The sequence below is a fragment of the Acidovorax sp. 93 genome (assembly GCF_003633835.1).
Taxonomy (GTDB): domain Bacteria; phylum Pseudomonadota; class Gammaproteobacteria; order Burkholderiales; family Burkholderiaceae_C; genus Acidovorax; species Acidovorax facilis.
In genome coordinates, this window is record NZ_RBIT01000001.1 from 4,757,233 (window position 1) to 4,781,864 (window position 24,632).

Consider the following 24,632-nt stretch of genomic DNA (forward strand, 5'->3'; position numbering starts at 1 on the left):
GGGTCTTGCAGGCTGGGAGCGCCCCGTCAGAAAGTTATTCTTGTCAGGCGTAGGTATCGACGTTGTTGCCCAGCCCAACAGGTGGATTCTTTGCCGATGGGGCCTTCTGCTGCTGCGCGGCACTGGCCGCAGCGCCTTCGGCCTTCGCTGCCTGGGCCCGTTGCTGCTCTTGCTGTTGCGCACGCTGTATCGCCGTGATCTGGGCTTGCACCATCTGGATCTGGGCCTGCAGCAACTTGGCCTTCTGTTGCTTGGCCTTGGCATCCATGTCGGAGCTCGCCACGCCCTTGAGCTGCTCGGTCAACTCGCGCAGCTGCTTTTGCAGCTTGGCGATGTCGCTGCTGCCATTGGACGAAGAGACCGGGCCGGTGGTGGAGGTGGTGCTGGCAATTTGCATCCCTGGTTATCGGCAAGGCGCCGGGAAAGTTGACCGGCCGCCCCCTCGCGCTGCGGTCTGTTGAACGCCGCCAATCCATGCGATGGAGGTAGTGACAACAGCCTGCGAGCCATTGTCTGCCGATGTGGGGCCTGCGTCAGCCTGTGGCACCATGCCCCGATGCAGAACGATGAACACCTGATGGCGCTGGTGAACGCCAGCCGCAGCACCTTGCTGCGTGCCGCTACGCGCCTGCTGGGCCCGGCCGAGGCCGAGGACGCCGTGCAGGACGCCTATGTGCGTGCGCTGGAGGCCAACGCCCCAGCGCTCAATGCGGCCCAGGCGTGGCTGCTGACGGTAGTGCGCAACCTGGCCATTGATCGACTGCGTCGCCGTCAGTGGATGGCGCAGTGGGCGGCAGAGACCATCCAGGCAGCGCAAGGGGATGCCCTCGTTTCGGTCGCGCCTTCGGCAGAGGCCGATGCCGCGCTGGCGCAGCAAGCCACGCTCGCGCTGCGGCGGCTGGCGGCGTGTGTGACGCCCCTGGAGGGGGCTGCGGTGCTGCTGCATGCGGCGTTCGATGCCAGCCACGCCGAGCTGGCGCAGGCTACCGGCCGGACGGAAGCGGCCAGCCGCCAGCAATTGCGCCGCGCGTTGCAACGCCTGCGGCGGGCCGAAGAGGAGGCCCGCCGTGGTGATGGGCGCGATGAATCCAAGGACGCCGACCCTGCGGTGCTGCGCCTGTACCTGCAGTCGCTGCAATCGCGGGACGCACAGGGCCTGTGGGCCCTGCTGCGCCAGCCGCCGGTCAGTGCATTGGCCATACATGGTGCGGTGCATGCCGTGCTCCCGTTGCAGCACCAAGCCCGACGCCCACGGGCCAAGGCGGGTGGTGTGGTGCAGGTAGGCGGGCAACTGGGTTTGGTGCTCACGCTCGACGGCGTGGCACTGTGCGTGTTGCCCCTGGGGCCATGCGCCGAGCTGGCGCACGAAGGCGTGGTGGCCTAGCCGACGCACCCGCACAACAGCAATTGCCAGCCGCCCGCCTTCACAAAAAGACGTTCGCAGCACCATGGCCTCCCAGACCTCCCCCACCGTCTTTGCCACCCCGAAGGCGTTCCGCCAGTGGCTGGAGCGCCATGCAGACAGCGCGCCGGAGTTGCTGGTGGGCTTTCACAAGGTGGGTTCGGGCCGCCCCAGCATGGGCTGGTCGGAGTCGGTGGACGAAGCCCTGTGCTTTGGCTGGATCGATGGCATCCGGCGGCGCATTGACGAGCACACGTATTCGATCCGCTTCACCCCGCGCAAGCCGTCGTCCATCTGGAGCGCTGTCAACATCGCCAAGGTGGAGCAGTTGCAGGCGGCGGGCCGCATGACGCCCGCGGGGCTCGCGGCCTTTGCCCACCGCAAGGCGCACAAGTCGGCCATCTATTCCCACGAGCAGGCGGCAGTGGTCGAGCTGCCGGCGTCGCTGCAGCGCGCCTTCCAGCGCAACAAGGCCGCGTGGCGGTTCTTTCAGGAGTCCACGCCACCCAGCTATCGCAAGAGCATGCTGCACTGGGTCGCATCCGCCAAGCGCGATGCGACCCGCGAGGCACGGTTTGCGGAGTTGGTGGCCGCCTGCGCTGCGGGTGAGCGCATTGAGCTGTGGGCCAAGCGGCCATCGGCCGCAAAATCTTAGGCCCCGCACCCAAGCCCGAGCCACCCGCTGGGTTGCTGCGCTTGCCGTAAGCTCGCGGCATGCAACAAAGAAACCTTGGACCTTTCTCCGTCTCGGCCATCGGCCTGGGCTGCATGAACCTGTCGCACGCCTATGGCGCGCCGGTGTCTGCCGAGCAGGGCGAGCGCGTGCTGCTGGCTGCACTTGATGCGGGCGTGACGCTGTTCGACACGGCCACGCTCTATGGCTTTGGAGCCAACGAAAACCTGGTGGGCCGTGTGTTGAAGCAGCACCGCAGCCGCTTCACGCTGGCAAGCAAATGCGGCATGCAGGGCGTGGATGTGGCGGGTGACGGCAAGCTGGTGCGCGTGATCGACGGGCGGCCCGATACGCTGCGAAAGACCTGCGAAGACAGCCTGCGCCGCCTGCAGACCGATGTGATCGACCTGTATTACCTGCACCGCTGGGACAAGAGCGTGCCGATTGAGGAAAGCGTGGGCGCACTGGGCGAGCTGGTGCGGCGGGGGCACATTCGCACTGTGGGTCTCTCCGAGGTGTCTGCTGCCACGCTGCGCCGCGCGCATGCCGAGTTCCCGATCACGGCGATGCAGACCGAGTATTCGCTGTGGACGCGCAACCCCGAGATTGCCGTGCTGGACGCCTGCCGAGAATTGGGCGTGGCCTTTGTGGCGTTCAGCCCGGTGGCACGGGGTTTCTTGTGTGGCGGCTTGACCGATGTGAGCACGCTGGACGCCAAGGACATTCGCCGTGCCATGCCGCGTTTTGCACCCGAGGCGTATGCGGCCAACCTGAAGCTGCTCGATGGCTACCAGGCGATTGCACTCGATGTGGGCTGCACGCCCGCCCAGCTGGCCCTGGCGTGGCTGCTGCACCAAGGTGAGCACATCATCCCCATCCCAGGAACCACGAACGTGGAGCATCTGCACGACGACCTGGGTGCCGTGAACGTGCGACTGGATGCTGCCACCATGGAGCGTCTGGGCGCGCTGATCAATGAGCGCACGGTGGTGGGCAATCGCTACAACGCCCAGAGCGCGCGCGAAGTGGATACCGAAACGTTTGAAGACCGCGCGGCGTAAGCGGCGCGGTCTTTGAAGCGTTTATTGATATAGGCCGCAGAAACCGGCGTGGCTCAAGCCAGCGGCCGCCGCGCAGCGCCTCAGGGGGGTGTACTCTATCTCCCGCGCAGGTTGCCCTTGTCATCGGCGATCACGATCTCCACGCGGCGATTCATCGCACGGCCTTCGGGCGATGCGTTGTCGGCCACGGGGTGGGCCTTGCCGTAGCCGCGTGCGGTGATGCGGCTGGTGTCCACGCCGCGCTGCACCAGCGCGTCGCGCACGGCTTGGGCGCGGCGGTCTGACAGGTCCTGGTTGTAGCTGTCGCTACCCACGCTGTCGGTGTAGCCCTCGATCAGCAGTTTGCGGTCCGGGAACTGTTTGAGGAAGTTTGCCAGCTTGTCCAGGCGCGGGCCGGCCTGGGCGGAGAGCTCGGCCTTGTTGAAGGCAAACAGCACATCGCCCAGAGTGACCAGCAGGCCGCGTTCGGTTTGCTGGGCCTCGAGGTCGCGCAGTTGTGCTTCGAGGGCGCGCACACGGTCTTGTGCGGCGTTGGCCTGGGCCATGGCGGCCGTGGCCTGGGCCTGCTGTTGGGCTGCACGTTGCTCGGCGCTCATCGCCTGTTGTTGGGCTTGCTGGGCGCGCAGGCGGGCTGCGTCAGCCTCTTGGGTGCGGGCCTGCAGGCGGATGCGGTCGGCTTCGCTGCCCGCTTGCTGGATGTTGGCATCGAGCTGGCGCGCGCGGGCCGCGTTGGTGGCGATCTCGGCGCGTTGGCGGGCGATGTATGCCAAGTGGTTGGTCTCGGACGTGTCGCGGTCATCGGCCCACACGCGGTCGGCCTTGGCGAGTGCGTCGGTGGCTTGCTTCAGTTCGAGCTGCGCGTACTGGTTGACGGCCGGGTCTCCTGCAGCGGTGCTCACTGCGGTACGGGCCTCTTCCAGCGCGGGCGATGGGGTGGTGCTGGCGCAGGCGGCCAAAAGGCCTACGGCAATCAGGCTGGTGCACAGGGCGGTGGTTCGGTGAAAAAAGCGATGCATGGTCAGGTGTTCCTTGAAATGGGGGGAGGTCAATCGCGGGGCCTCAACGGTGTTGGGCGTGAGTCGAAGCCAGGTTGGGCGCTAGGGCTTCAACGTCTGGCGCTGGCCTAGCGCGGCGATCGGCGGTTGATTTCTTCTTGCAGCGCTCGGATGCCGTCTTGCACTTGCGTCAGGTTGGCGGCATTGCTGGCGGCGTCGGCGCGGGTTTCGGCCACGCGGGCATCTACCTCGGCCTCAGCGGCCAGGCGGCGCGCGGCCACATAGTCCTTTTCAGCCATGGCTTTTTCGGCCTGCATGAGCTTCTCGCGCGCTTGTTGCAACTGCACGGGGGCGCTGGTGGCCACAGCCGGGGCAGCCGCAACGCGGTTCACGGTGGTGCGGCTCACGGCCATTTGCTCGGTGGGTGCGGGGGTGGAGGAACAGGCGGCCAGTGCGCCCAGTGCGAGTGCCGCTGTGGCGGTGCGGATCAGTGCGGATGAATGCATGGTGTGGTGGACTCCTGTGGAGGTTGTGGGATGTGCCGCACCGAGATTTCGGGCGGGCAGCCAGCGGTGTTCTGGTGTTGATGCATTGTTGGGGCCCGCGCGGCACCGGGGCGTAGGCCCTGCCTCTGTATTGCTGTGGGGCATGTCTTACGAACACTTGCAAACGGGGCAGACCAGCGGCGCATTGGCCGTTGTCTGATCAACTGCGGAACTCTGACTTCCACGGGGTCTCGATCAAGGACGTTGCGCACCTCAGCGCTCCATTGCGGGGCTGAAGCGCCCTGCATGGCCGAGGTCACGGGTGACCCCGTGTATCAGCCCCGCCCCCGCGCGCCCCATCCCGTCACTGCACCACGAAGAGGAGAGTCCCCGCATGCAGCCATCCACCTTTATGACCTGGGTCCAGGAGACCACCTTTGCCGGCGTGCCGTTGTGGAGCCTGTGCGTGGCCCTGGCAGCCACCACGGCCACCTATGCAGCCATCCTTGTGGTGCTGCACCTGCTGACCCGCCGCGCCAAGGTGTGGGCCACGCAGTCGCACAGCGGCATGGCGCAGACCATGGTGGATGTGCTGGAAGGCACCAGCCGCACGCTGATGCTGGTGGTGGCTCTGCTCGTGGGCGCGAGCCTGCTGGACCTGCCCGGCCGCTGGGAGAGCCGCCTGAGCCAGCTGTGGTTTGTGGCCGTGGCGCTGCAGATGGGCCTGTGGGGCATGCGTGCCATTGGCATTGGTGTGCGCCGCTATGTGGAGCGGCACTCGTCCAGTGGCATGACGCAGGTCAGTGCCTCGGCCACGCTGATGTCCTGGGGGCTGCGCACGCTGTTGTGGAGCGTGGTGCTGCTGGCCATCTTGTCGAATGTGGGCGTGAACATCACGGCCTTCATCGCCAGCCTGGGCGTGGGCGGCATTGCGGTGGCGCTGGCGGTGCAAAACATCTTGGGAGACCTGTTTGCCTCGCTCGCCATCGCGGTGGACAAGCCGTTTGAGGTGGGCGACTTCATCGTGGTGGGCAATGTGTCGGGCACGGTGCAGGTGATTGGTCTCAAGACCACACGCATCCGCAGCCTGCAGGGCGAGCAGATCGTGATGTCCAACACCGACCTGCTCAAGCAGACCATCAGCAACTTTCGCATGCTGGAGCGGCGGCGCATCGTGTTCACGTTTGGCGTGGCCTATGACACCACCCCCGAGCAGGCTGAGGCCATTCCGGGTGTGGTGCGCAAGCTCATCGAAGCCCAGCCGCAGCTGCGTTTTGACCGCGCGCATTTCAAGGCGTTTGGCGCCAGTTCGCTCGACTACGAGGTGGTCTATATCGTCGAAGACCCGGCCTTCAACGTGTACATGGACCTGCAGCAGTCCATCAACCTCGGGCTGCTGCGCGAGTTCAAGGCCATGGGCGTGGAGTTTGCTTTCCCCACCCGCACGGTGCACATCGCAAGTGCTCCAGGGCAGGTGCCGGGGCCTGCGCCGCTGGCTGTGGCGGCCTCAGCAGCGGCAGCTCTTGGGGGTGGTGACCGTTGAATGCCAGGTGCTCCGTACCTGCTATGCGCGGAGGGCGGGCAAAAAAAAAGCCGGTGGCCTTGGCAGGCGACCGGCTTGAACAGGGTAGTTGCTACTAGCGCTTCTTCATCTTCAAAGGGAAAACTTTTCAAGACCTGCGCAAACAGGCCTGAGTCCGCCGTTGCGTTCTGGGGACAAGCATGGCGCCTGATCCCCTTTTGCGCAAGTCGTACTTACTTGGATACCACGCGCACCATTTCCAGGCACTTGTTCGAGTAGCCCCATTCGTTGTCGTACCAGCTCACGACCTTCACGAAGGTGCCGTCCAGGGCAATGCCAGCGTCGGCATCAAAGATCGAGGTGCGGGTGTCGCCACGGAAGTCGGTGGCCACCACCTTGTCTTCGGTGTAGCCCAGAACGCCCTTCAGGGCGCCTTCGGACTGGGCCTTCATCTCGGCCTTGATTTCATCGTAGGTGGCAGCCTTGTCCAGTTCCACCGTCAGGTCCACCACCGACACGTCGGAGGTGGGTACGCGGAAGGACATGCCGGTCAGCTTCTTGTTCAGCGCAGGGATCACCACGCCCACGGCCTTGGCAGCGCCAGTGCTGGAGGGAATGATGTTTTCCAGAATGCCACGGCCGCCGCGCCAGTCCTTGTTCGAAGGGCCGTCCACGGTCTTTTGCGTGGCGGTGGCGGCGTGCACGGTGGTCATCAGGCCGCGCTTGATGCCCCACTTGTCGTTCAGCACCTTGGCCACGGGAGCCAGGCAGTTGGTGGTGCACGATGCGTTGGAGATGATGGCTTGGCCCGCGTAGGTGTCGTGGTTCACGCCGAACACGAACATGGGGGTGTCGTCCTTGGAGGGGGCCGACAGGATGACCTTCTTGGCACCAGCGTCCAGGTGCTTCTGCGCGGTGACCTTGTCCAGGAACAGGCCGGTGGATTCGATCACCACGTCGGCGCCGACTTCGTTCCACTTCAGGTTGGCGGGGTCGCGCTCTTGCGTCAGGCGGATCTTCTTGCCGTTGACGACCAGGGTGTTGCCCTCGACCGAGACTTCGCCCTTGAAGCGGCCATGCACCGAGTCGTACTGCAGCATGTACGCGAGGTACTCGGGCTCCAGCAGGTCGTTGATGCCCACGACTTCGATGTCGCTGAAGTTCTGGATGGCCGAGCGCAGCACGTTGCGGCCGATGCGGCCGAAGCCGTTGATACCAATCTTGATCGTCATAGGGAGCCTCTTCAAAGTTGCAAAGTCGAAATCGGGAATCTGCCGCCGCGCGCCCGCTGGCAGCGGGGCACAGCGGGCAGGAGAAGTTTTAGCGGGCCTTCTTGGCGGGCTTCAGGCGGGCCGCGCCGATGGCGACCAGCACCGCATCGGCCACGTTTTCTTCGGTGAAACCGAAGTGCTTGAACAGCACAGGCGCGGGGGCCGATTCACCGTAGGTGTCGATGCCCACCACGGCGGCGCAGCCGTATTTCCACCAGCCGTCGGTCACGCCCATTTCCACGGCCACGCGGGGCACGCCGGCGGGCAGCACGCTGCTCTTGTACTTGGCGTCTTCGCGGTCGAAGGTGGTGGTGCTGGGCATGGAGACCACGCGCACGCCGATCTTCTTGTCGGCCAGCAGGCGCTGGGCCTTCAGGGCCAGCTGCACTTCAGACCCGGTGGCAATGATCACGGCCACGGGCTTCTTCTTGATGCCCACGTCGGAGGGTTCTGACAGCACATAGGCGCCGCGCGAGATGTCGCCCAGGTCGCGCTTGGGCGCGTAGGGGAGGTTCTGGCGCGACAGGGCCAGCACGGTGGGCTTGTTGCGGTTGGAGAGGGCCACGCTCCAGGCCACGGCGGTTTCGGCCGTGTCACCGGGGCGCCAGACGTCGAGGTTGGGAATCAGGCGCAGGCTGGCCACGTGCTCGATGGACTGGTGCGTGGGGCCGTCTTCACCGAGACCAATGGAGTCGTGCGTGAACACGTGGATCACGCGCTGCTTCATCAGCGCGGCCATGCGGATGGCGTTGCGGCTGTAGTCGCTGAACGTGAGGAAGGTGCCGCCGTAGGGGATGAAGCCACCGTGCAACGCCACGCCGTTCATGATGGCGGCCATGCCGAATTCGCGCACACCGTAGTTGATGTGGCGGCCACCGACCTTGTCGCCATTCGCGGCTTCGGTCTTGACCACGTTGCCCTGCATGTCAAAGCGCAGGTTGGGCGTGCTCTTGGTGTTGGTGAGGTTGGAGCCGGTCAGGTCGGCGCTGCCACCCAGCAGTTCGGGCAGGGCTGCGGTGAAGGCTTCCAGCGCCAGCTGGCTGGCCTTGCGGCTGGCCACGGTTTCGCCCTTGGTATGGGCGGCCACCACGGTGTCCACGGCCACCTGGGCAAAGTTGGCGGGCAGGTCGCCGTTCATGCGGCGCGTCAGCTCGGCAGCCAGCTCGGGGAAGGCGGCGGTGTAGGCGGTAAAACGCTCGTTCCAGGCGGCCTCAAAAGCTTGGCCGTTGGCCTTGCAGTCCCAGCTGGCGTACACGTCTTCGGGGATCACGAAGGGTTCGCTGGCCCAGCCCAGGGCTTCGCGGGTCAGCGCGATTTCTTCGGCGCCGAGCGGTTCGCCGTGGGCCTTGGCGGTGTTGGCGCGGTTGGGGCTGCCCTTGCCGATGTGCGTCTTGCACACGATCAGGGTGGGGCGCTCGGTCTGCTTCTTGGCTTCTTCGATGGCTGCGGCCACCTTGTCAGCATCGTGGCCGTCGATGGGGCCGATCACGTTCCAGCCGCTGGCCACAAAACGCAGGGGGGTGTTGTCGGCAAACCAGGGAGCGACCTGGCCATCGATGCTGATGCCGTTGTCGTCGTACAGGGCGATCAGCTTGTTGAGCTTCCAGGCGCCTGCCAGAGACACGGCTTCGTGGCTGATACCTTCCATCAGGCAGCCGTCGCCCAGGAAGGCGTAGGTGTGGTGGTCCACCACGGCATGGCCTTCGCGGTTGAACTCGGCGGCCAGCAGCTTTTCGGCCAGCGCAAAGCCCACGGCATTGGTGATGCCCTGGCCCAGGGGGCCGGTGGTGGTCTCGACGCCAGCGGTGTAGCCCACTTCGGGGTGGCCGGGCGTCTTGCTGTGCAGCTGGCGGAAGTTCTTCAGCTCGCCAATCGGCAGGTCGTAGCCCGTGAGGTGCAGCAGCGCGTACAGCAGCATCGAGCCGTGGCCGTTGGACAGCACAAACCGGTCGCGGTCAAACCACTGGGGGTTGGTAGGGTTGTGCTTGAGGTGGCGGCTCCACAGCGCCACGGCCATGTCGGCCATGCCCATGGGGGCGCCGGGGTGGCCGGAGTTGGCTTGTTGAACGGCGTCCATGGCCAATGCGCGGATCGCATTTGCCATCTGTTGGGATTGCTGGGTGTTGGCCATGGGGGGAGGGTTCAGGGTGGGTGATTCGGGGGAAACCCGGCATTTTACCGGGGCGGCTTTCGCCCACCTGAATTCGCAGGCTGCAAGCCGGAAGCCCGGTGGCAATGCACTACAGTGCGGGCCATGCAAGGACTGCACCTCACCGCCGATCTCCATGGCTGCCGCTGTGCCCCTGCCTGGCTGCTGGACGCCGCCGCCCTGGGCCGCGCCTGTACCGATGCGGTGCACGCCGCCGGGCTGCAGCCCGTGGGGCAGTTATTTCATGAATTTCCGGCCACGGCGCATGGCCCTGGAGGGGTGACCGCTACTGTTTTGCTAGCAGAATCCCACCTGTGCGTGCACACCTGGCCCGAGCAGCGCGCGGTGACGCTGGATGTGTATGTGTGCAACTTTGGCGCCGACCATTCGGGCAAGGCGCGGGCGCTGATGGACGCGCTGCTGGCCCTGTTCGACCCCACCACGGTGGAGCGCCACGCGCTGCAGCGGGGTGCTGTGAACGAGGTGGCGGCATGAGTTCTAGTGCCGCCTCCCATCACCAGGTACCCGCGTTGCTGCTGGCCGCCGGCCGTGGCGAGCGCATGCGCCCGTTGACCGACACCACCCCCAAGCCTCTGCTGCCGGTGCAGGGCCAGCCACTGCTGCAGTGGCACTTGGCGGCGCTGCAGGAGGCGGGTGTGGAGCGGGTGGTGATCAACACCGCGTGGCTGGGGGCGCAGATCAGCGACCATTTTCTAGGTGTTTTCGGCCTTCAGCGCTTGATGGATAAGCGCAAACAGCTATCAATTTCATACTCGCGTGAAGGCGTGGACTTTGGCGGTGCGCTGGAAACCGCTGGTGGCATCGCGCGCGCGCTGCCCCAGCTGGGGCCCGTGTTCTGGCTGGCGGCAGGTGATGTGTTTGCCCCCGACTTCGTGTTCGACAGCGCCGCCGTGGCGGCCTTTGAAGCGAGCCACCACATGGCCCACCTGTGGCTGGTGCCCAATCCGGCGCACAACCCGCGTGGCGACTTTGGCTTGTCGGTAGACGGGCTGGCGCTCAACCTGCCCGCCGACGACCCCGCGCCACGCTACACCTACAGCACCATCGCCCTGTTGCGCGCCGAGCTGTTTGCAGCGCCGTGGTGCGACATTCCGCCCGGAAACCCCAGCGGCATCAAAGCCCCGCTGGCGCCGCTGCTTCGCCGTGCAATGGACAATGGCCGCGTCAGTGCGCAGCTCTACACCGGCCGCTGGACCGATGTGGGCACGCCCGAGCGGCTGGCCGAACTCAACTCCTTTTCTTCCAACGCGCCATGAACACCACCGTGCCTGCCTCTGTCTACGCCCAGCGCCGCGCGCACCTGGCTGCCCAGCTGGGCCCCGGGGGTATCGCCATCATTCCTACGGCGCTGGAGCGCCCGCGCAATCGGGACAGCGACTTTCTGTTCCGCCACGACAGCTACTTCTACTACCTGACCGGCTTCACCGAGCCCGGCGCGTGCCTGGTGCTGGCCCACGACGGCCGCAGCACGCTGTTTTGCCAGCCCAAGGACCTGGAGCGCGAGATCTGGGATGGCTACCGCCTGGGCCCGGCCGCCGCGCCCGCTGCGTTGGGAGTGGACGCGGCACATTCGATGGCTGAGCTGGACAGCAAGCTGCCGCGCCTGCTCGAAAACACGGGCTGCGTCTGGTACCCGTTTGCCACGCACAGCGGCTTGGCGGCGCGGGTGGAGGGCTGGCTCAACGTGGTGCGCGGCCGTGTGCGCTATGGCGCCATCTGCCCCGCAGAACAGAACGACCTGTGCACGCTGCTCGACGAGATGCGCCTGTTCAAGGACGCGCATGAGCAGGACATCATGCGTCGCGCAAGCAGCATCAGCGCGCAGGCCCACATCCGCGCCATGCAGCGCTCGGCCCGCATGCTGCGCGCCGGGGAGGATGTGCGCGAATACCACCTCGACGCCGAGCTGCTGCACGCGTTTCGCGAGGCAGGCTCGCAGTACCCGGCCTACAGCTCCATCGTCGCGGCGGGCGCGAACGCCTGCGTGCTGCACTACCGCGCCGATGCGGCCCCGGTGCGCGATGGCGAGCTGGTGCTGATCGACGCGGGCTGCGAGCTGGACAGCTACGCCAGCGACATCACGCGGACCTTCCCCGCCAACGGAAAATTCACGGGCCCCCAGCGTGCGCTGTACGACCTGGTGCTGGCCAGCCAGGATGCGGCCGTGGCTGCCACCAAGGCGGGTGCCCGCTTCAACGACCCGCACGACGCAACGGTGGCTGTGCTGGCGCAGGGCATGCTGGACCTGGGCTTGCTTGACAAGAACAAGGTGGGGTCGGCGCAGGACGTGATCGACAAGCGCGCGTACTTCCAGTTCTACATGCACCGCACCAGCCACTGGCTGGGCATGGATGTGCACGACTGCGGCAGCTACGTGGAGCCCGGCGAAGTCGGCCAGGTGAGCGAGCGCAAGGACCCGCTCTCGGGCGAGACCATCACCAACCGCCCCAGCCGTGTGCTGCGCCCGGGCATGGTTCTGACCATCGAGCCCGGCATCTATGTGCGCCCCGCCGAGGGCGTGCCCGAGCAGTTTCACAACATCGGCATCCGCATTGAAGACGATGCCATCGTCACGGGCACGGGCTGCGAGCTGATCACGCGTGGCGTGCCCGTGAAGGCCGACGAGATCGAAGCGCTGATGCGCGCCTGAGCGTGGGCAAACCCATGGCAGTGGACAACGCTCTGTTGGCGGAATCGGCGGGTGCCCCGGGGCAACCCGCGAAGTGGCGACTGGGCGGCACGCTGTGGTTGCTGGGCATGCCCGGCGTGGTGGCGGTAGTGTGGGCGCTGCTGCCACCGTTGAAGGCCAACGAGGCGCTGCTGCCGTTGCCGCTCTGGGCGGTGGTGCTGCTCAGCGGGCTGCAGACGGCCGTGCTGTTGGCGCTGGCTGTGGCGGTGGGCGTGTGGCTGGCGCCCCGCGTGGGCCTGCGGGCGCCCGTGGTGTCTTCCTGGCTGGTCGGCCAGCCCATCGGCCCCGCGCTGCGTGTCCAGTCCCTGCCTGGCATCGTGGGCGGTGTGGTGGGTGCCGCGTGGTTGTGGGTGCTGTCCCAGGTGGCGCCCGCAGCGCTCCAGCTGTCGGACCCTGCCAGCGCCATGCCGCTGGTGGTCAAGCTGCTGTATGGCGGCATTACCGAAGAGCTGCTGGTGCGCTGGGGCGTGATGACCCTGCTGCTGTGGCTGGGCTGGCGCGTGGTGCAGCGCGGACAGGGCCAGCCGGGCAAGGGGCTGGTGGCTGGCGCGGTGCTGCTCAGTGCGCTGCTGTTTGCGCTGGGGCATCTGCCTGCCGCGCAGGCGCTGGCGGGCGCATTGACGGTGCCCGTCGTGGTGTTTGTGCTGGTGGGCAACACGGCCTTTGGCCTGGTGGCAGGCTGGCTCTACGCGCGCCATGGGTTGGAGGCGGCGATCCTGGCGCATGTGCTGGCGCATCTGTTGTCATCCCCGTTGCTCTGATGGGGCTTTTGGACCGCAGAGCGGATGCAAGGGGTAACTCGCCTGTAACCGCTTCGTGTGAGAATTGAAACTCGATTACATCCACCAGACAAACGAGAGAAAGAGACAAACCCATGCCTACCCGCCGCGCCACCAAGATTGTTGCCACCCTGGGCCCCGCCTCCAGCGACCCGGCACTGCTGGAGGCCATGATCCGAGCGGGGGTGAACGTGGTGCGGCTGAACTTCAGCCACGGCAAGGCGCAGGACCATATCGACCGCGCCGCCACCGTGCGTGCCGCTGCCCAGCGCGCGGGCCGCGAGGTGGCCATCATGGCCGACCTGCAGGGCCCCAAGATCCGCGTGGGCAAGTTTGCCGAGGGCAAGGTGCAGCTGGAGTCGGGCGCCAAGTTTGTGCTGGATGCATCGCGCACCGAACTGGGCGACATCGAAGGTGTGGGGCTCGACTACAAGGAGCTGCCACGCGACGTGAAGGCGGGCGACCTGCTGCTGCTCAATGACGGGCTGATCGTGCTCACGGTGGATGCGGTGCGCGGCGAGGAAGTGCACACCACCGTCAAGGTGGGCGGCGAGCTGTCCAACAACAAGGGCATCAACAAGAAGGGCGGGGGCCTCACGGCACCGGCCCTCACGGCCAAGGACATGGAGGACATCCGCACGGCGATGAGCTTTCAGGCCGACTATGTGGCAGTGAGCTTTCCCAAGAACGCGACCGACATGGAAATGGCGCGCCAGCTGTGCAACGTGGCCGCGTCCGAGTACCGCCACAAGCCGGGCCTGATCGCAAAGATCGAGCGGGCCGAGGCCATCCCGCACCTCGAAGCCATCCTGCGCGTGAGCGACGGGATCATGGTGGCGCGCGGCGACTTGGCGGTGGAAGTGGGCAATGCGGCCGTGCCCGCGCTGCAAAAGAAGATGATCCGCATGGCGCGTGAGCTGGACAAGGTCGTCATCACCGCCACGCAGATGATGGAAAGCATGATCACCAACCCCGTGCCCACGCGCGCCGAGGTGAGTGACGTGGCCAATGCGGTGCTGGATGGCACCGACGCCGTGATGCTGAGCGCCGAGACGGCCGCAGGCCGCTACCCGCTCGAAACCGTGGAAGAAATGGCCACCATCTGCGCAGCGGCCGAGGCGGCGGAAGACCATCACTTGGACGCGGACTTCACCGGCCAGACCTTTGGCCGCATCGACCAGTCCATTGCCATGGGCGCACTGTTCACCGCCCACCACCTGGGCGCCAAGGCCATCGTGGCCATGACCGACAGCGGTGCCACGGCGCTGTGGATGAGCCGCCACAGCATCCGCATCCCCATCTATGCGCTCACGCCCAAGGTGACCACGCAGCGCAAGATGGCCATGTACCGCAACGTGCGCCCCCTGCTCATGGACACCAGTGCTGACCGCGATACGGCCCTTGAGCAGGCCGAGCGCCACCTCAAGAACCGCAACATCGTGCAAAAGGGCGATGTCTATGCCATCACCTGCGGCGAACCCATGGGTGCGCCCGGCGGGACCAACATGCTGAAGATCTGCGTGGCGAGCTGAATAGCCAGGTTCTGAGTCGTTAGCTGGCCGCGTGTGGCGGGTCGTTGGCGAGAGACAACGCCGCCAGGCGTGGGCGCAGTGCCAACGCTCCCAGGTCGCACAGCCAGCCCACCGTCCAGCAGAGCCAGCCCGTCCACAGCGTGTGGCTCATGAAGTGCGCGCCCCGCACCTGTTGGGCTCCACCCAGCACCAAGCCCGCCAGCACCGCCGCAGCCAGCCACCAGCGCGCGGCAGCCGGTGCCTTGTGGCGCAGAGCGAAGTAGCCCCCCACGAAGGCAAAACCCGCCGAGGCATGGCCCGCCGGAAAGCACCGCCCACCGCCGCCATCGACCACGCCCAGCGCCCAGTGGGAGGCATACCGCGCCACACCGCCGAACTCCGCCAGGTCCCAGGGGCAGCTGGTGGTGCTCAGGTTCTTGCCCACGCTCACGGCCGCCAGCGCCAGCAAGGCACTGATGGCCATCTGCAGGCGCTCCCCCATGTCCAGGCGCCGCAGCACCCCCCAGGGCCACCACACGCCCAGTGCCAGCAGCAGCACCAGCAGCCATCCCAGGCGGCGTGCGCCTTCGTGGAGTACCTGCACGAAGAACCATTGTTCTCGCAGTGGGAACCCGTTGGCCGAGCCAAATGCGCGGGCCAGGGGGATGTCTTGCCCGCCAGCGTCCCACGCCACGATGGCGATCAGGATGCCCAGGGTCCACAGGAGCAAGGTACGGTGGTCGTGGTCGAAGCGGCGGGGCGAGGAAGGCGTGGACAGCATTCCACCGACCATAGGGCGCGCCACTTAACGCCGCCTTAATGACCCTGCGCAGGTGGCCGCGCCCGGCGACAATCGCTGCATGCGAATACTCGTTGTCGAAGACGATGCCGGCATTGCCGCAGGCCTGCGCACGAACCTGCAGCAACGTGGCTATGCGGTGGATGTGTGTGATGGCGTGGCCAGTGCCTGGGGGGCGTTGCGCGCGGAGCGCTTTGATGCCGTGCTGCTCGATCTGGGGCTGGCCGACGGTGATGGCGGCGATCTGCTGCGGCGGTTGCGCCTCAGCCCGGCGCCGGGGGGAGCGGCTTCTGCGCAGGTTTTGCCCGATCCCTCCACCCCTGTGCTCATCGTGACCGCCCGTGACCAGGTTCACCAGCGCATTGCGGGGCTGGACCAGGGGGCGGATGACTACCTGGCCAAGCCTTTTGACATGGACGAGCTGGATGCGCGCTTGCGCGCCCTGCTGCGCCGGGCCGCCGGGCGCGCCTCGCCCACCATCCGCTATGGCGATATCGAGATGGACCCTGCGGCGCGCACCGTGCACCAAGGCGGCAAGCTGGTGGAGATGTCGCCCCGAGAGTTTTCGGTGCTGCTGGTGCTGCTGGAGGCGCGGGGGCGGGTGCTCTCGCGCCAGCAGATCGAAGAGCGCCTGTACAGCTGGGATGCGGCCATCGAGAGCAATGCGGTGGAGGTTCACATCCACCACCTGCGGCGCAAGCTGGGCAGCGCATGTATCCAGACCATGCGCGGTGTGGGCTACTTCATGCCCCAGGAGGCGGCCGCATGAGCGCTGCTGCCGCAACGCCCCGGGGGACTGCGCGCAGGCCGTCGCTGACCCGGCAGCTGCTGCTGTGGTCCCTGGGCGCGCTGGTGCTGGTGTGGGGCAGTTTTGTGTTCATGGGCTACCAGACGGGGGTGCACGAGGCGGACGAGCTGACCGACGGGCACCTGGCCAGCGTGGCCGCCCTGTTGCTGAACCTGCGTGCGAACGAGGCTGCCGAGGGGCCCCACGTCACCCAGAGGGTCGCCACACCCTGGCTCAAGTCGCACGACTACCAGCAATCGCTCAGCGTCGTCCAGTGGGATGCGCAGGGGCGTCTGCTCCATCACAGCGGTACGGCGCCCGTTCCTGCTTTCAGCGCCGCCGAGGGGTTCGCCAACATGGCGCTGGGGGCGAAGGGTGTGGTGTGGCGCAGTTTTTCCCAGTGGGACGCGGCACGCACGCACAAGATCATGGTGCTGCTGGAGCTGCGCGAGCGCGACGAGCTGGCCCAGGACATTGCCGAGCAGATGATCGAGCCTGGCCTGTGGTTGCTGCCCGTGGTGTCCCTGGCCCTCGGGCTTGCGCTGTGGCGCGGTCTGCGCCCGCTGTATGCCCTGTCGGCCGACGTGGCGGCGCTCGACCCCGCCAGCACCCAGCGCCTGGCGTCACGCCATGCCTGGAACGAGTTCGAGTCCGTGGTCGCATCGATCAACACCCTGCTGGACCGCCAGCAGGCGGCGATGGTGCGCGAGCGCCGGCTGGCCAATGAAGTCGCGCACGAATTGCGCACGCCCCTGTCCTCCATTGCGCTGCAGGCCAGTGCTTTGGGCGGCGAGCTGGATGCGGCCGCCCGGGCGCAGGCCATCGCCCGCATTGGCCAGGATGCCCTGCGTGCAGGGCATGTGCTCAACCAGCTGCTGGCCCTGGCGCGCGCGAGCCGGGCCGAACTGCATGAGGCCAAGGCGCCGGTGGATTTGTGCGCGGTGGCGCGCCAGGTGTGTGCTGACTATGCCCAGGCGGCCTGGCAGCGGGGCAACGACATCGCACTGTCGGCGCCACCGGCGCTGTGGGTGTCTGGGCATGCGCTGCTGCTGGACATCGCGGCGCGCAATCTGGTGGAGAACGCGCTCAAACACACACCAGACGGCACGCACATCGCCGTGCAGGTAGGTGCTTCTGACGGGGCGGGTGCATGGCTGCAGGTGTGCGACGACGGCGCGCGGCGCCAGGGCGATGCGTCTGTCGCTCCGCGGCCGAGAAACCCCTCGGACAGCCTGCATCTGGGCCACGAGATCCTGCGGCGGGTCGCAGACATTCATGGTGGCTATTTCGGGCCAGCGCCTGCCGCCCCGCCCTTTACCACCTGTTTTCGGTTGGATTTGCCCCCTTCGGCGGTCACGCCCCCCGGTTAAAATTGCGAGTTACCAAGCGGTTACCACCGCCAAGCCCGGCTTACAGCGCCTTCCCCAACCCTCAACGGACCCTACGACCATGCCCCTCGTTTCGATGCGCGAACTGCTCGACCATGCCGCTGCCAACAGCTATGGCATCCCTGCCTTCAACGTCAACAACCTGGAGCAGGTCCAGGCCGTCATGGCCGCCGCCGACGAAGTGGGCGCCCCGGTCATCCTGCAGGCCAGCGCCGGTGCCCGCAAATATGCGGGTGAGCCCTTCATCAAGCACCTCATCCAGGCAGCGGTCGAGGCCTTCCCGCACATTCCGCTCGTCATGCACCAGGACCACGGCACTTCGCCCAAGGTCTGCCAGGGCGCCATCGACCTGGGCTTTGGCTCGGTGATGATGGACGGCTCGCTGATGGAAGACGGCAAGACGCCTTCCTCCTTCGAGTACAACGTGGAAGTGACCCGCAAGGTGGTGGACATGGCGCACAAGGTGGGCGTCACGGTCGAAGGCGAACTGGGCTGCCTGGGCAACCTGGAAACCGGCGAAGCCGGTGAAGAAGACGGTATTGGCGCTGAAGGCAAGCTCGACCACAGCCAGATGCTGACCGACCCTGAAGAAGCCGCCGTGTTCGTCAAGGCCACGCAACTGGACGCCCTGGCCATTGCCATCGGCACCAGCCACGGCGCCTACAAGTTCAGCCGCAAGCCCACGGGCGACATCCTGGCCATCAGCCGCGTCAAGGAAATCCACCAGCGCATCCCCAACACCCACCTGGTAATGCATGGCTCCTCGTCGGTGCCCGCCGAGTTGCTGGCCATCATCAACCAGTACGGCGGCAAGATGAAGGAAACCTACGGCGTGCCAGTCGAGGAAATCCAGGAAGCCATCAAGCACGGCGTGCGCAAGATCAACATCGACACCGACATCCGCCTGGCCATGACCGGCGCGGTGCGCAAGTTCCTGGCTGAGAACCCCGACAAGTTCGACGCCCGCGAATGGCTCAAGCCTGCCCGCGAAGCTGCCAAGCAGGTCTGCAAGCAGCGTTACCTGGAGTTCGGCTGCGAAGGCCAGGGCAGCAAGATCAAGGGCCTGAGCCTCCAGGTTGTGGCCGCCCAGTACGCTGCAGGTACGCTGGCCCAAGTGGTGAACTGATCGTTGGCATGAGGCCCTGAGGGGCCGCTGCCCAGCCTGGCTGCGTTGTGCTGCCAGGCTTTTTTTTGCCTGTCTGCATGCAGAGACTGGGGAGTTCCCTCTACAGCAGACAAAGGTGACAGCGACAAGATCTTCTTCATGTAAGCTCGCGGTCAGCTTGCCCACCGGCAGCGCCGCAAGAAGTGTCCGATACCAGGGCGCTTTCAACACATTTCTCACCAGCTACACCGAGCTGGTTGTTGCATGGCAGAAGCCGTCGATGGACGGACTCGGGTGCCGTGGGATGATTGAAGGCGAATTCGTATGAACCTTTCTCTATGACTCTGACAATTTCAAAGTTCCGGCGGCTGTTGCCTCTCTTGCCTGTGTTGGCTGTGACGGTGTTCACGGTGGCGTGCGCGCCCCTGACCGTTCCTCCCAAGTCCGAATATCCCGTGGGTCGCGCCCGTCTGGTGTTGCCGCCGGGGGCTTGGCAGGACCTGGGAACCTCCGAAGAAGCCACATCCAGCCCCGCAGGCCGTACCCCGCTCCAGACGCGTGCGGTGGCGCTGCGGGGTGCACAAGGCGAATGGCTGGCTGCGGTGCGCGTGCAGACCAACCGCACCGGCGATCTGCGCGGGTCTCCGCAAGGGGTGGGGTACTGCCCGCCGCAACAGGACGTCGTGGTCAAAGATCCCGCGGATGGCAGCCCCGTGCGCGCCGACTGCCTGCGCTTCAAGCTTTGGGCGAGCAGCCCCAAGTGGCTTGAAAAGAACCGACCCGATCTGGGCCAATGGATGGCCAGCCGCCAGATCGCGCTGAGCACCCCCTATGCGCATGTGAGCTACCGCTACGTCACCGAAGCGGGTGTCTGGGTGGCGGTGGATGCCCTGGTGGACCAGCGGCTGATCAGCGTCCGGCCGCGCAACAACGAAGAGTTCCTGGTCGCAGGTCTGCCCTTCCAGCAGTGGGCCTATGACCTGGCCCAGGCTGTGCGCCTGAGCGCCGGCATGGTGGACGGCCACCTGGCCATTCCGCCTTTCCCGTTCTCCACGCCCACATCCAGGCCCTAGCTCGCCAGTTTTTCCCTGCCTGGCGGCCTTGCATAACGATTACGAAACTCGAGGAGACCTCTAATGCAGACAACCCCCGTCCCGCAGCCGCAGCGTATCGGCGTGCCCAGGGAGACCTTCCCCGGTGAAAAGCGCGTGGCCACCGTGCCCGATGTGGTGGAAAAGCTGATCAAGCTGGGCTTCGCGGTCACGGTGGAGTCGGGGGCTGGGGATGGCGCCAATTTCAGCGATGACGCCTACCGCGCCGCCGGGGCTCAGATCGTGGGCGACGCTGCCGCGCTGTGGGCTGCATCCGATATCGTCTTCAAGGTGCGCCCGCCCAGCAGCGACGAAGTGGCGCTGATGCGCGAGGGCACGACGCTCATCGACTTCATCTGGCCCGCCCAGAACCCCGAACTGATGCAGCAGCTGTCGGCCCGCAAGGCGACGGTGCTCGCCATCGACTGCCTGCCACGTACGCTCTCCCGCGCGCAGAAGATGGACGCGCTCACCTCCACCGCAGGCGTCAGCGGCTACCGCGCCGTCATCGAGGCGGCCAACGCCTTTGGCCGCTTCTTCAACGGCCAGATCACGGCGGCGGGCAAGGTGCCGCCCGCCAAGGTGTTCATTGCAGGTGCTGGCGTGGCGGGTCTTGCGGCCATTGGCACGGCGGCCAATCTGGGCGCCATCGTGCGCGCCAACGACACACGTGCCGAGGTGGCCGACCAGGTCAAGTCGCTGGGCGGTGAGTTCGTCAAGGTGGACTACGAGGAAGAAGGCTCGGGCGGCGGCGGGTACGCCAAGGTCATGAGTGAGGGCTTCCAGGCCGCGCAGCGCAAGATGTACGCGGAGCAGGCGAAAGACGCCGACATCATCATCACCACCGCGCTGATCCCCGGCAAGCCCGCGCCCAAGCTCATCACGGCCGAGATGGTGCAGAGCATGAAGCCCGGCAGCGTGATCGTGGACATGGCTGCCGAGCAAGGCGGCAACTGTGAGCTGACGGTGCCCGGCCAGGCCGTGGTGCGCCATGGTGTGACCATCGTCGGCTACACCGACCTGGCTTCGCGTTTGGCCAAGCAGTCGTCCACCCTGTATTCCACCAACCTGCTGCGCTTGACAGAAGAGCTGTGCAAGGCCAAGGACGGCGTGGCCGTGGTCAATATGGAGGATGACGCGATCCGGGGCCTTACCGTGGTCAAGGATGGTGCCATCACCTGGCCTGCGCCACCGCTCAAGCAGGCCCCTGCACCGGCACCCAAGGCTGCGGCGGCACCCGTGGCCGCCAAGAAATCCAGCCATGGCCCTGGTGCCCCCATGTCCGCCAAGACGCTGACCATTGTTTTTGCCGTGCTGGCCGTGTTGTTCTGGGCCATTGGTGCCTATGCGCCTGTGGCCTTCCTGGGGCACTTCACGGTGTTCGTGCTGGCCTGTTTCATCGGCTACATGGTGGTGTGGAACGTCACGCCCGCGCTGCACACGCCGCTGATGAGCGTGACCAACGCCATCTCCAGCATCATCGCCATCGGCGCGCTGGTGCAGATTGCGCCGCCCGATGCGGGCATCAATGGGCGCCCTGATGGGCTCATCCTGTGGCTTGCCTTTGCCGCCCTGGTGCTCACGGCCGTCAACATGTTCGGTGGCTTTGCGGTCACGCGCCGCATGCTCGCCATGTTCCGCAAGTAATCCGATAACGACAAGAACAACGAGGAGCACAGAACATGTCCCAAAGTCTCGCTACCGTGGCCTACCTGGGCGCGGCCATTTTGTTCATCCTGAGCCTGGGCGGGCTCTCCAACCCCGAAACCTCGCGCCGGGGCAACCTGTTCGGCATGGTCGGCATGGCGCTGGCCGTGCTGGCCACGGTGTTCGGCCCGCGCGTCAGCCCCGCAGGGGTGGCCTGGATCGTCGGTGCACTGGTCATTGGCGGCGGTATTGGCCTGTATGCGGCCAAGGTCGTCAAGATGACGCAGATGCCGGAGCTGGTCGCGCTCATGCACAGTCTGGTGGGTCTTGCGGCCTGCCTGGTGGGGTTTGCCAGCTATGTGGATACCTCGATCCAGCTGCAAGGCGCGGAGAAGATCATCCACGAGGTGGAGATCTATGTCGGCATCCTGATCGGCGCCATCACGTTCAGCGGATCACTGATCGCCTTTGGCAAGCTCAACGGCAAGATCGGTGGCAAGCCGCTGTTGCTGCCCGGCCGCCACTGGATGAACCTGGCTGCGCTGCTGATCGTGATCTGGTTTGGCCGCGAGTTTTTGCGCGCCGAAACCATCGAGCAGGGCATGGTGCCGCTGATGGTGATGACGGCGATCGCATTGCTGTTCGGCATTCACATGGTGATGGCCATTGGTGGCGCCGACATGCCGGTGGTGGTGTCCATGCTCAACAGCTACTCGGGTTGGGCGGCGGCGGCCACGGGCTTCATGCTGTCCAACGACCTGCTCATCGTCACGGGCGCGCTCGTGGGCTCCTCGGGCGCCATCCTGTCCTACATCATGTGCAACGCGATGAACCGCAACTTCATCAGCGTGATCGCGGGCGGCTTTGGCTCGGGCGCTGGAACTCCCGCCAAAAAAGGCGAGGCAACCGAGCCGCAGGGCGAGGCCGTACCCGTCAGCTCCGCCGAGACGGCCGAGCTGCTGCGCGACGCCAAGAGTGTGATCATCGTGCCCGGCTACGGCATGGCTGTGGCCCAGGCCCAGCACACGGTGTACGAGATCACCAAGACCCTGCGCGAGAAGGGCGTGGAGGTGCGCTTTGCCATCCACCCCGTGGCAGGCCGCATGCCCGGCCACATGAACGTGCTGCTGGCCGAGGCCAAGGTGCCCTACGACATCGTGATGGAGATGGACGAGATCAACGAGGACTTCCCGAATGCCGACGTGGCCATGGTCATCGGCGCCAACGACATCGTGAACCCGAGCGCGCTGGACGATCCGTCCAGCCCCATCGCCGGCATGCCGGTGCTCGAAGTGTGGAAGGCCAAGACCTCGATCGTGATGAAGCGCTCCATGGCGTCGGGCTATGCGGGGGTGGACAACCCTCTGTTCTACAAGGACAACAATCGCATGCTGTTTGGCGACGCCAAGAAAATGCTCGACGAAGTTCTTTCCGCGCTCAAGGGGTGACGGGCATAATTCCACCGCGAAAAAAGCACGACCGTGCTGTTAGGCGCAGCACGGTTTTCACGACCTCAATAAAACTTATCAGGAGACAACAATGACCCATCGCCCCTGGCTGACAGCCTATCCGCAAGGCGTCCCCGCAGACATCGACACCACGCAATATCCGTCGCTCGTGGCCCTCATGGACGAGGCGTTCACCAAGTACGCTGGCCGCGTGGCCTACAGCTTCATGGGCAAGGAAGTGACCTATGCCCAGACCGACTCCCTGAGCAGTGCGTTTGCGGCCTACCTGCAGGGCCTGGGCCTGGTCAAGGGCGACCGTGTGGCCATCATGATGCCCAACGTGCCGCAGTATCCCGTCACGGTGGCTGCCATCCTGCGCGCAGGTTTTGTGGTGGTCAATGTGAACCCGCTGTACACGCCGCGCGAACTGGAGCATCAGCTCAAGGACTCGGGTGCCAAGGCCATCGTCATCATCGAAAACTTCGCCACCACGCTGCAAAGCTGCATTGCGAACACGCCCGTCAAGCACGTGGTGCTGTGCGCCATGGGCGACCAGTTGGGCCTGCTCAAGGGCGCGCTCGTCAACTATGTGGTGCGCAACGTCAAGAAGATGGTGCCCGCCTACAACCTGCCGGGTGCCGTGCGCTTCAATGACGCGGTGGCCCAGGGCACGCGCGGCACGCTCAAGAAGCCCGACATCAAGCCCGACGACATCGCGCTGCTGCAATACACCGGCGGCACCACGGGTGTGAGCAAGGGCGCCGTGCTGCTGCACCGCAACGTGATCGCCAACGTGCTGCAGTCCGAGGCGTGGAACGACCCCGTGATGAAGAAGGTGCCCGCAGGCGAGCAGCAGACCAGCATCTGCGCGCTGCCGCTGTACCACATCTTTGCGTTCACCGTGAACATGATGCTGAGCATGCGCACGGGCGGCAAGACCATCCTGATCCCCAACCCGCGCGACCTGCCTGCCGTGCTCAAGGAACTGTCCAAGCACACCTTCCACAGCTTCCCGGCCGTGAACACGCTGTTCAACGGCCTGGCCAACCACCCCGATTTCAATACCGTCAACTGGAAGAACCTCAAGGTCTCGGTAGGCGGGGGCATGGCCGTGCAGGGCGCCGTGGCCAAACTGTGGCTGGAGAAGACCGGTTGCCCCATCTGCGAAGGTTACGGCCTGTCGGAGACCAGCCCCTCGGTCAGCTGCAACCCCGTGACCGCCAAGGAGTTCACGGGCACCATTGGCGTGCCGCTCCCTGGCACCCTGATGAAGCTGATCGACGACGACGGCAAGGAAGTGACCACCCTCGGCCAGCCCGGCGAGATCGCGATCAAGGGCCCGCAGGTGATGGCCGGGTACTGGCAGCGCCCCGATGAAACCGCCAAGGTCATGACCGACGACGGCTTCTTCAAGTCCGGCGACATCGGTGTCATGGACGAGCGCGGCTTCTTCAAGATCGTGGACCGCAAGAAGGACATGGTGCTGGTCAGCGGCTTCAACGTCTACCCCAATGAGGTGGAAGAGGTCGTGGCCAACTGCCCCGGCGTGCTCGAATGCGCCGTGGTGGGCGTGCCCGACGAGAAGACTGGCGAAGCCGTCAAGCTCGTGATCGTCAAGAAAGACCCCGCGCTCACCGAAGCGCAGGTCAAGGAGTTCTGCCGCGCTGAACTCACGGGCTACAAGCAGCCCAAGGTCATCGAGTTCCGCACCGAGCTGCCCAAGACCCCCGTGGGCAAGATCCTGCGCCGCGAACTTCGGGACAAGAAGTGACCCGTGGGGCCACGTGCCCCGCTTGACAATCCAGGCGG

Annotated in this window: 22 protein-coding genes; 16 read left to right on the forward strand and 6 right to left on the reverse strand. The window is 65.8% G+C overall.

From position 1 onward, the window contains the following. Window positions 1-43: 43 nt before the first annotated feature. On the reverse strand, window positions 44-397 hold the full coding sequence (locus tag C8C93_RS21685) for a FlxA-like family protein (RefSeq protein ID WP_121508268.1): 354 nt from the start codon (window positions 395-397) through the stop codon (window positions 44-46). 159 nt (window positions 398-556) lie between these two features. Between C8C93_RS21685 and C8C93_RS21690 the strand changes: the two genes are divergently transcribed. The 3 genes from C8C93_RS21690 to C8C93_RS21700 all read left to right on the forward strand — a co-directional run bounded on the left by C8C93_RS21690 (window position 557) and on the right by C8C93_RS21700 (window position 3,136). Then, window positions 557-1,384: a sigma-70 family RNA polymerase sigma factor gene (locus tag C8C93_RS21690; RefSeq protein ID WP_121508269.1), complete on the forward strand. Its 828-nt coding sequence runs from the start codon at window positions 557-559 to the stop codon at window positions 1,382-1,384. Window positions 1,385-1,448: 64 nt separating this feature from the next. Next, complete coding sequence (locus tag C8C93_RS21695) at window positions 1,449-2,057, forward strand: YdeI family protein (protein ID WP_121508270.1); 609 nt, start codon at window positions 1,449-1,451, stop codon at window positions 2,055-2,057. Window positions 2,058-2,116: 59 nt separating this feature from the next. Then, the gene (locus C8C93_RS21700; protein ID WP_121508271.1) at window positions 2,117-3,136 is read left to right on the forward strand and encodes an aldo/keto reductase; all 1,020 of its coding nucleotides are present in this window, start codon (window positions 2,117-2,119) and stop codon (window positions 3,134-3,136) included. A gap of 95 nt (window positions 3,137-3,231) precedes the next feature. Here the strand turns inward: C8C93_RS21700 and C8C93_RS21705 are convergent, their stop codons facing one another. Together C8C93_RS21705 and C8C93_RS21710 are read right to left on the reverse strand one after the other, a co-directional pair. Beyond that, window positions 3,232-4,152: an OmpA family protein gene (locus C8C93_RS21705; RefSeq protein ID WP_121508931.1), complete on the reverse strand. Its 921-nt coding sequence runs from the start codon at window positions 4,150-4,152 to the stop codon at window positions 3,232-3,234. 107 nt (window positions 4,153-4,259) lie between these two features. After that, window positions 4,260-4,637: a DUF4398 domain-containing protein gene (locus tag C8C93_RS21710; RefSeq protein WP_055398468.1), complete on the reverse strand. Its 378-nt coding sequence runs from the start codon at window positions 4,635-4,637 to the stop codon at window positions 4,260-4,262. 373 nt (window positions 4,638-5,010) lie between these two features. Here C8C93_RS21710 and C8C93_RS21715 point away from each other — a divergent pair, with 373 nt between their 5' ends. Further along, window positions 5,011-6,159, forward strand: coding sequence for a mechanosensitive ion channel family protein (locus tag C8C93_RS21715; RefSeq protein ID WP_121508272.1), 1,149 nt, complete (start codon window positions 5,011-5,013; stop codon window positions 6,157-6,159). A 212-nt stretch (window positions 6,160-6,371) separates the two neighbouring features. Here C8C93_RS21715 and gap read toward each other — a convergent pair whose 3' ends face one another. Both gap and tkt read right to left on the reverse strand, forming a co-directional pair. Beyond that, window positions 6,372-7,370, reverse strand: a complete 999-nt coding sequence (gene gap, locus C8C93_RS21720; protein WP_121421498.1) for a type I glyceraldehyde-3-phosphate dehydrogenase — start codon at window positions 7,368-7,370, stop codon at window positions 6,372-6,374. 88 nt (window positions 7,371-7,458) lie between these two features. After that, the gene (tkt, locus tag C8C93_RS21725; protein ID WP_121508273.1) at window positions 7,459-9,540 is read right to left on the reverse strand and encodes a transketolase; all 2,082 of its coding nucleotides are present in this window, start codon (window positions 9,538-9,540) and stop codon (window positions 7,459-7,461) included. Between the two features lie 123 nt (window positions 9,541-9,663). On the opposite strand from tkt, the gene C8C93_RS21730 reads away from it, so the two are divergent. The 5 genes from C8C93_RS21730 to pyk all read left to right on the forward strand — a co-directional run bounded on the left by C8C93_RS21730 (window position 9,664) and on the right by pyk (window position 14,579). Continuing rightward, a complete protein-coding gene (locus C8C93_RS21730; protein ID WP_057271400.1) occupies window positions 9,664-10,053 on the forward strand; it encodes an S-adenosylmethionine decarboxylase family protein in 390 nt (129 codons plus the stop codon). Further along, on the forward strand, window positions 10,050-10,835 hold the full coding sequence (locus C8C93_RS21735) for a nucleotidyltransferase family protein (protein WP_121508274.1): 786 nt from the start codon (window positions 10,050-10,052) through the stop codon (window positions 10,833-10,835). The genes C8C93_RS21730 and C8C93_RS21735 overlap by 4 nt, the downstream gene beginning before the upstream one ends. Beyond that, the gene (locus C8C93_RS21740; protein ID WP_121508275.1) at window positions 10,832-12,229 is read left to right on the forward strand and encodes an aminopeptidase P N-terminal domain-containing protein; all 1,398 of its coding nucleotides are present in this window, start codon (window positions 10,832-10,834) and stop codon (window positions 12,227-12,229) included. The genes C8C93_RS21735 and C8C93_RS21740 overlap by 4 nt, the downstream gene beginning before the upstream one ends. A 14-nt stretch (window positions 12,230-12,243) precedes the next feature. Then, window positions 12,244-13,029 carry a CPBP family intramembrane glutamic endopeptidase gene (locus tag C8C93_RS21745; protein WP_121508932.1) on the forward strand — a complete coding sequence of 262 codons (786 nt, stop codon included), beginning with the start codon at window positions 12,244-12,246 and terminating at the stop codon, window positions 13,027-13,029. Window positions 13,030-13,142: 113 nt separating this feature from the next. Continuing rightward, window positions 13,143-14,579, forward strand: a complete 1,437-nt coding sequence (gene pyk, locus C8C93_RS21750; protein ID WP_055398460.1) for a pyruvate kinase — start codon at window positions 13,143-13,145, stop codon at window positions 14,577-14,579. A 19-nt stretch (window positions 14,580-14,598) separates the two neighbouring features. On the opposite strand, the gene C8C93_RS21755 is transcribed toward pyk, so the two are convergent. Continuing rightward, window positions 14,599-15,339 carry a phosphatase PAP2 family protein gene (locus C8C93_RS21755; RefSeq protein ID WP_121508276.1) on the reverse strand — a complete coding sequence of 247 codons (741 nt, stop codon included), beginning with the start codon at window positions 15,337-15,339 and terminating at the stop codon, window positions 14,599-14,601. Between the two features lie 79 nt (window positions 15,340-15,418). Here C8C93_RS21755 and C8C93_RS21760 point away from each other — a divergent pair, with 79 nt between their 5' ends. The 7 genes from C8C93_RS21760 to C8C93_RS21790 all read left to right on the forward strand — a co-directional run bounded on the left by C8C93_RS21760 (window position 15,419) and on the right by C8C93_RS21790 (window position 24,594). Next, window positions 15,419-16,126 (forward strand): response regulator transcription factor, encoded by a 708-nt coding sequence (locus C8C93_RS21760; RefSeq protein WP_055398497.1) that lies wholly within the window; start codon window positions 15,419-15,421, stop codon window positions 16,124-16,126. Next, window positions 16,123-17,514: a histidine kinase dimerization/phospho-acceptor domain-containing protein gene (locus C8C93_RS21765; protein ID WP_121508277.1), complete on the forward strand. Its 1,392-nt coding sequence runs from the start codon at window positions 16,123-16,125 to the stop codon at window positions 17,512-17,514. Before C8C93_RS21760 ends, C8C93_RS21765 begins: the two co-directional genes overlap by 4 nt. A 79-nt stretch (window positions 17,515-17,593) precedes the next feature. After that, on the forward strand, window positions 17,594-18,658 hold the full coding sequence (fba, locus tag C8C93_RS21770) for a class II fructose-bisphosphate aldolase (protein ID WP_055398457.1): 1,065 nt from the start codon (window positions 17,594-17,596) through the stop codon (window positions 18,656-18,658). A 317-nt stretch (window positions 18,659-18,975) separates the two neighbouring features. After that, a complete protein-coding gene (locus tag C8C93_RS21775; RefSeq protein WP_121508278.1) occupies window positions 18,976-19,710 on the forward strand; it encodes a hypothetical protein in 735 nt (244 codons plus the stop codon). Window positions 19,711-19,773: 63 nt separating this feature from the next. Next, complete coding sequence (locus tag C8C93_RS21780) at window positions 19,774-21,375, forward strand: Re/Si-specific NAD(P)(+) transhydrogenase subunit alpha (RefSeq protein ID WP_121508279.1); 1,602 nt, start codon at window positions 19,774-19,776, stop codon at window positions 21,373-21,375. 35 nt (window positions 21,376-21,410) lie between these two features. Beyond that, on the forward strand, window positions 21,411-22,823 hold the full coding sequence (pntB, locus tag C8C93_RS21785; protein WP_055398453.1) for a Re/Si-specific NAD(P)(+) transhydrogenase subunit beta: 1,413 nt from the start codon (window positions 21,411-21,413) through the stop codon (window positions 22,821-22,823). A gap of 91 nt (window positions 22,824-22,914) precedes the next feature. Continuing rightward, entirely contained in the window at window positions 22,915-24,594 is a 1,680-nt protein-coding gene (locus C8C93_RS21790; RefSeq protein WP_121421489.1) for a long-chain-fatty-acid--CoA ligase, read from the forward strand. Window positions 24,595-24,632: the final 38 nt, after the last annotated feature.

What these genes read in the sequence shown, in the direction of transcription:
- C8C93_RS21700 (WP_121508271.1), top strand. Translation starts at nt 2,117, where the DNA reads ATGCAACAAAGAAACCTTGGACCTTTCTCCGTCTCGGCCATCGGCCTG.
- C8C93_RS21790 (WP_121421489.1), top strand. Translation starts at nt 22,915, where the DNA reads ATGACCCATCGCCCCTGGCTGACAGCCTATCCGCAAGGCGTCCCCGCA.
- C8C93_RS21695 (WP_121508270.1), top strand. Translation starts at nt 1,449, where the DNA reads ATGGCCTCCCAGACCTCCCCCACCGTCTTTGCCACCCCGAAGGCGTTC.
- C8C93_RS21710 (WP_055398468.1), bottom strand. Translation starts at nt 4,637, where the DNA reads ATGCATTCATCCGCACTGATCCGCACCGCCACAGCGGCACTCGCACTG.
- tkt (WP_121508273.1), bottom strand. Translation starts at nt 9,540, where the DNA reads ATGGCCAACACCCAGCAATCCCAACAGATGGCAAATGCGATCCGCGCA.
- C8C93_RS21685 (WP_121508268.1), bottom strand. Translation starts at nt 397, where the DNA reads ATGCAAATTGCCAGCACCACCTCCACCACCGGCCCGGTCTCTTCGTCC.
- C8C93_RS21745 (WP_121508932.1), top strand. Translation starts at nt 12,244, where the DNA reads ATGGCAGTGGACAACGCTCTGTTGGCGGAATCGGCGGGTGCCCCGGGG.
- C8C93_RS21775 (WP_121508278.1), top strand. Translation starts at nt 18,976, where the DNA reads ATGACTCTGACAATTTCAAAGTTCCGGCGGCTGTTGCCTCTCTTGCCT.
- C8C93_RS21735 (WP_121508274.1), top strand. Translation starts at nt 10,050, where the DNA reads ATGAGTTCTAGTGCCGCCTCCCATCACCAGGTACCCGCGTTGCTGCTG.
- C8C93_RS21780 (WP_121508279.1), top strand. Translation starts at nt 19,774, where the DNA reads ATGCAGACAACCCCCGTCCCGCAGCCGCAGCGTATCGGCGTGCCCAGG.
- gap (WP_121421498.1), bottom strand. Translation starts at nt 7,370, where the DNA reads ATGACGATCAAGATTGGTATCAACGGCTTCGGCCGCATCGGCCGCAAC.
- C8C93_RS21740 (WP_121508275.1), top strand. Translation starts at nt 10,832, where the DNA reads ATGAACACCACCGTGCCTGCCTCTGTCTACGCCCAGCGCCGCGCGCAC.
- fba (WP_055398457.1), top strand. Translation starts at nt 17,594, where the DNA reads ATGCCCCTCGTTTCGATGCGCGAACTGCTCGACCATGCCGCTGCCAAC.
- C8C93_RS21765 (WP_121508277.1), top strand. Translation starts at nt 16,123, where the DNA reads ATGAGCGCTGCTGCCGCAACGCCCCGGGGGACTGCGCGCAGGCCGTCG.
- C8C93_RS21760 (WP_055398497.1), top strand. Translation starts at nt 15,419, where the DNA reads ATGCGAATACTCGTTGTCGAAGACGATGCCGGCATTGCCGCAGGCCTG.
- C8C93_RS21730 (WP_057271400.1), top strand. Translation starts at nt 9,664, where the DNA reads ATGCAAGGACTGCACCTCACCGCCGATCTCCATGGCTGCCGCTGTGCC.
- C8C93_RS21755 (WP_121508276.1), bottom strand. Translation starts at nt 15,339, where the DNA reads ATGCTGTCCACGCCTTCCTCGCCCCGCCGCTTCGACCACGACCACCGT.
- C8C93_RS21715 (WP_121508272.1), top strand. Translation starts at nt 5,011, where the DNA reads ATGCAGCCATCCACCTTTATGACCTGGGTCCAGGAGACCACCTTTGCC.
- pyk (WP_055398460.1), top strand. Translation starts at nt 13,143, where the DNA reads ATGCCTACCCGCCGCGCCACCAAGATTGTTGCCACCCTGGGCCCCGCC.
- C8C93_RS21690 (WP_121508269.1), top strand. Translation starts at nt 557, where the DNA reads ATGCAGAACGATGAACACCTGATGGCGCTGGTGAACGCCAGCCGCAGC.
- pntB (WP_055398453.1), top strand. Translation starts at nt 21,411, where the DNA reads ATGTCCCAAAGTCTCGCTACCGTGGCCTACCTGGGCGCGGCCATTTTG.
- C8C93_RS21705 (WP_121508931.1), bottom strand. Translation starts at nt 4,152, where the DNA reads ATGCATCGCTTTTTTCACCGAACCACCGCCCTGTGCACCAGCCTGATT.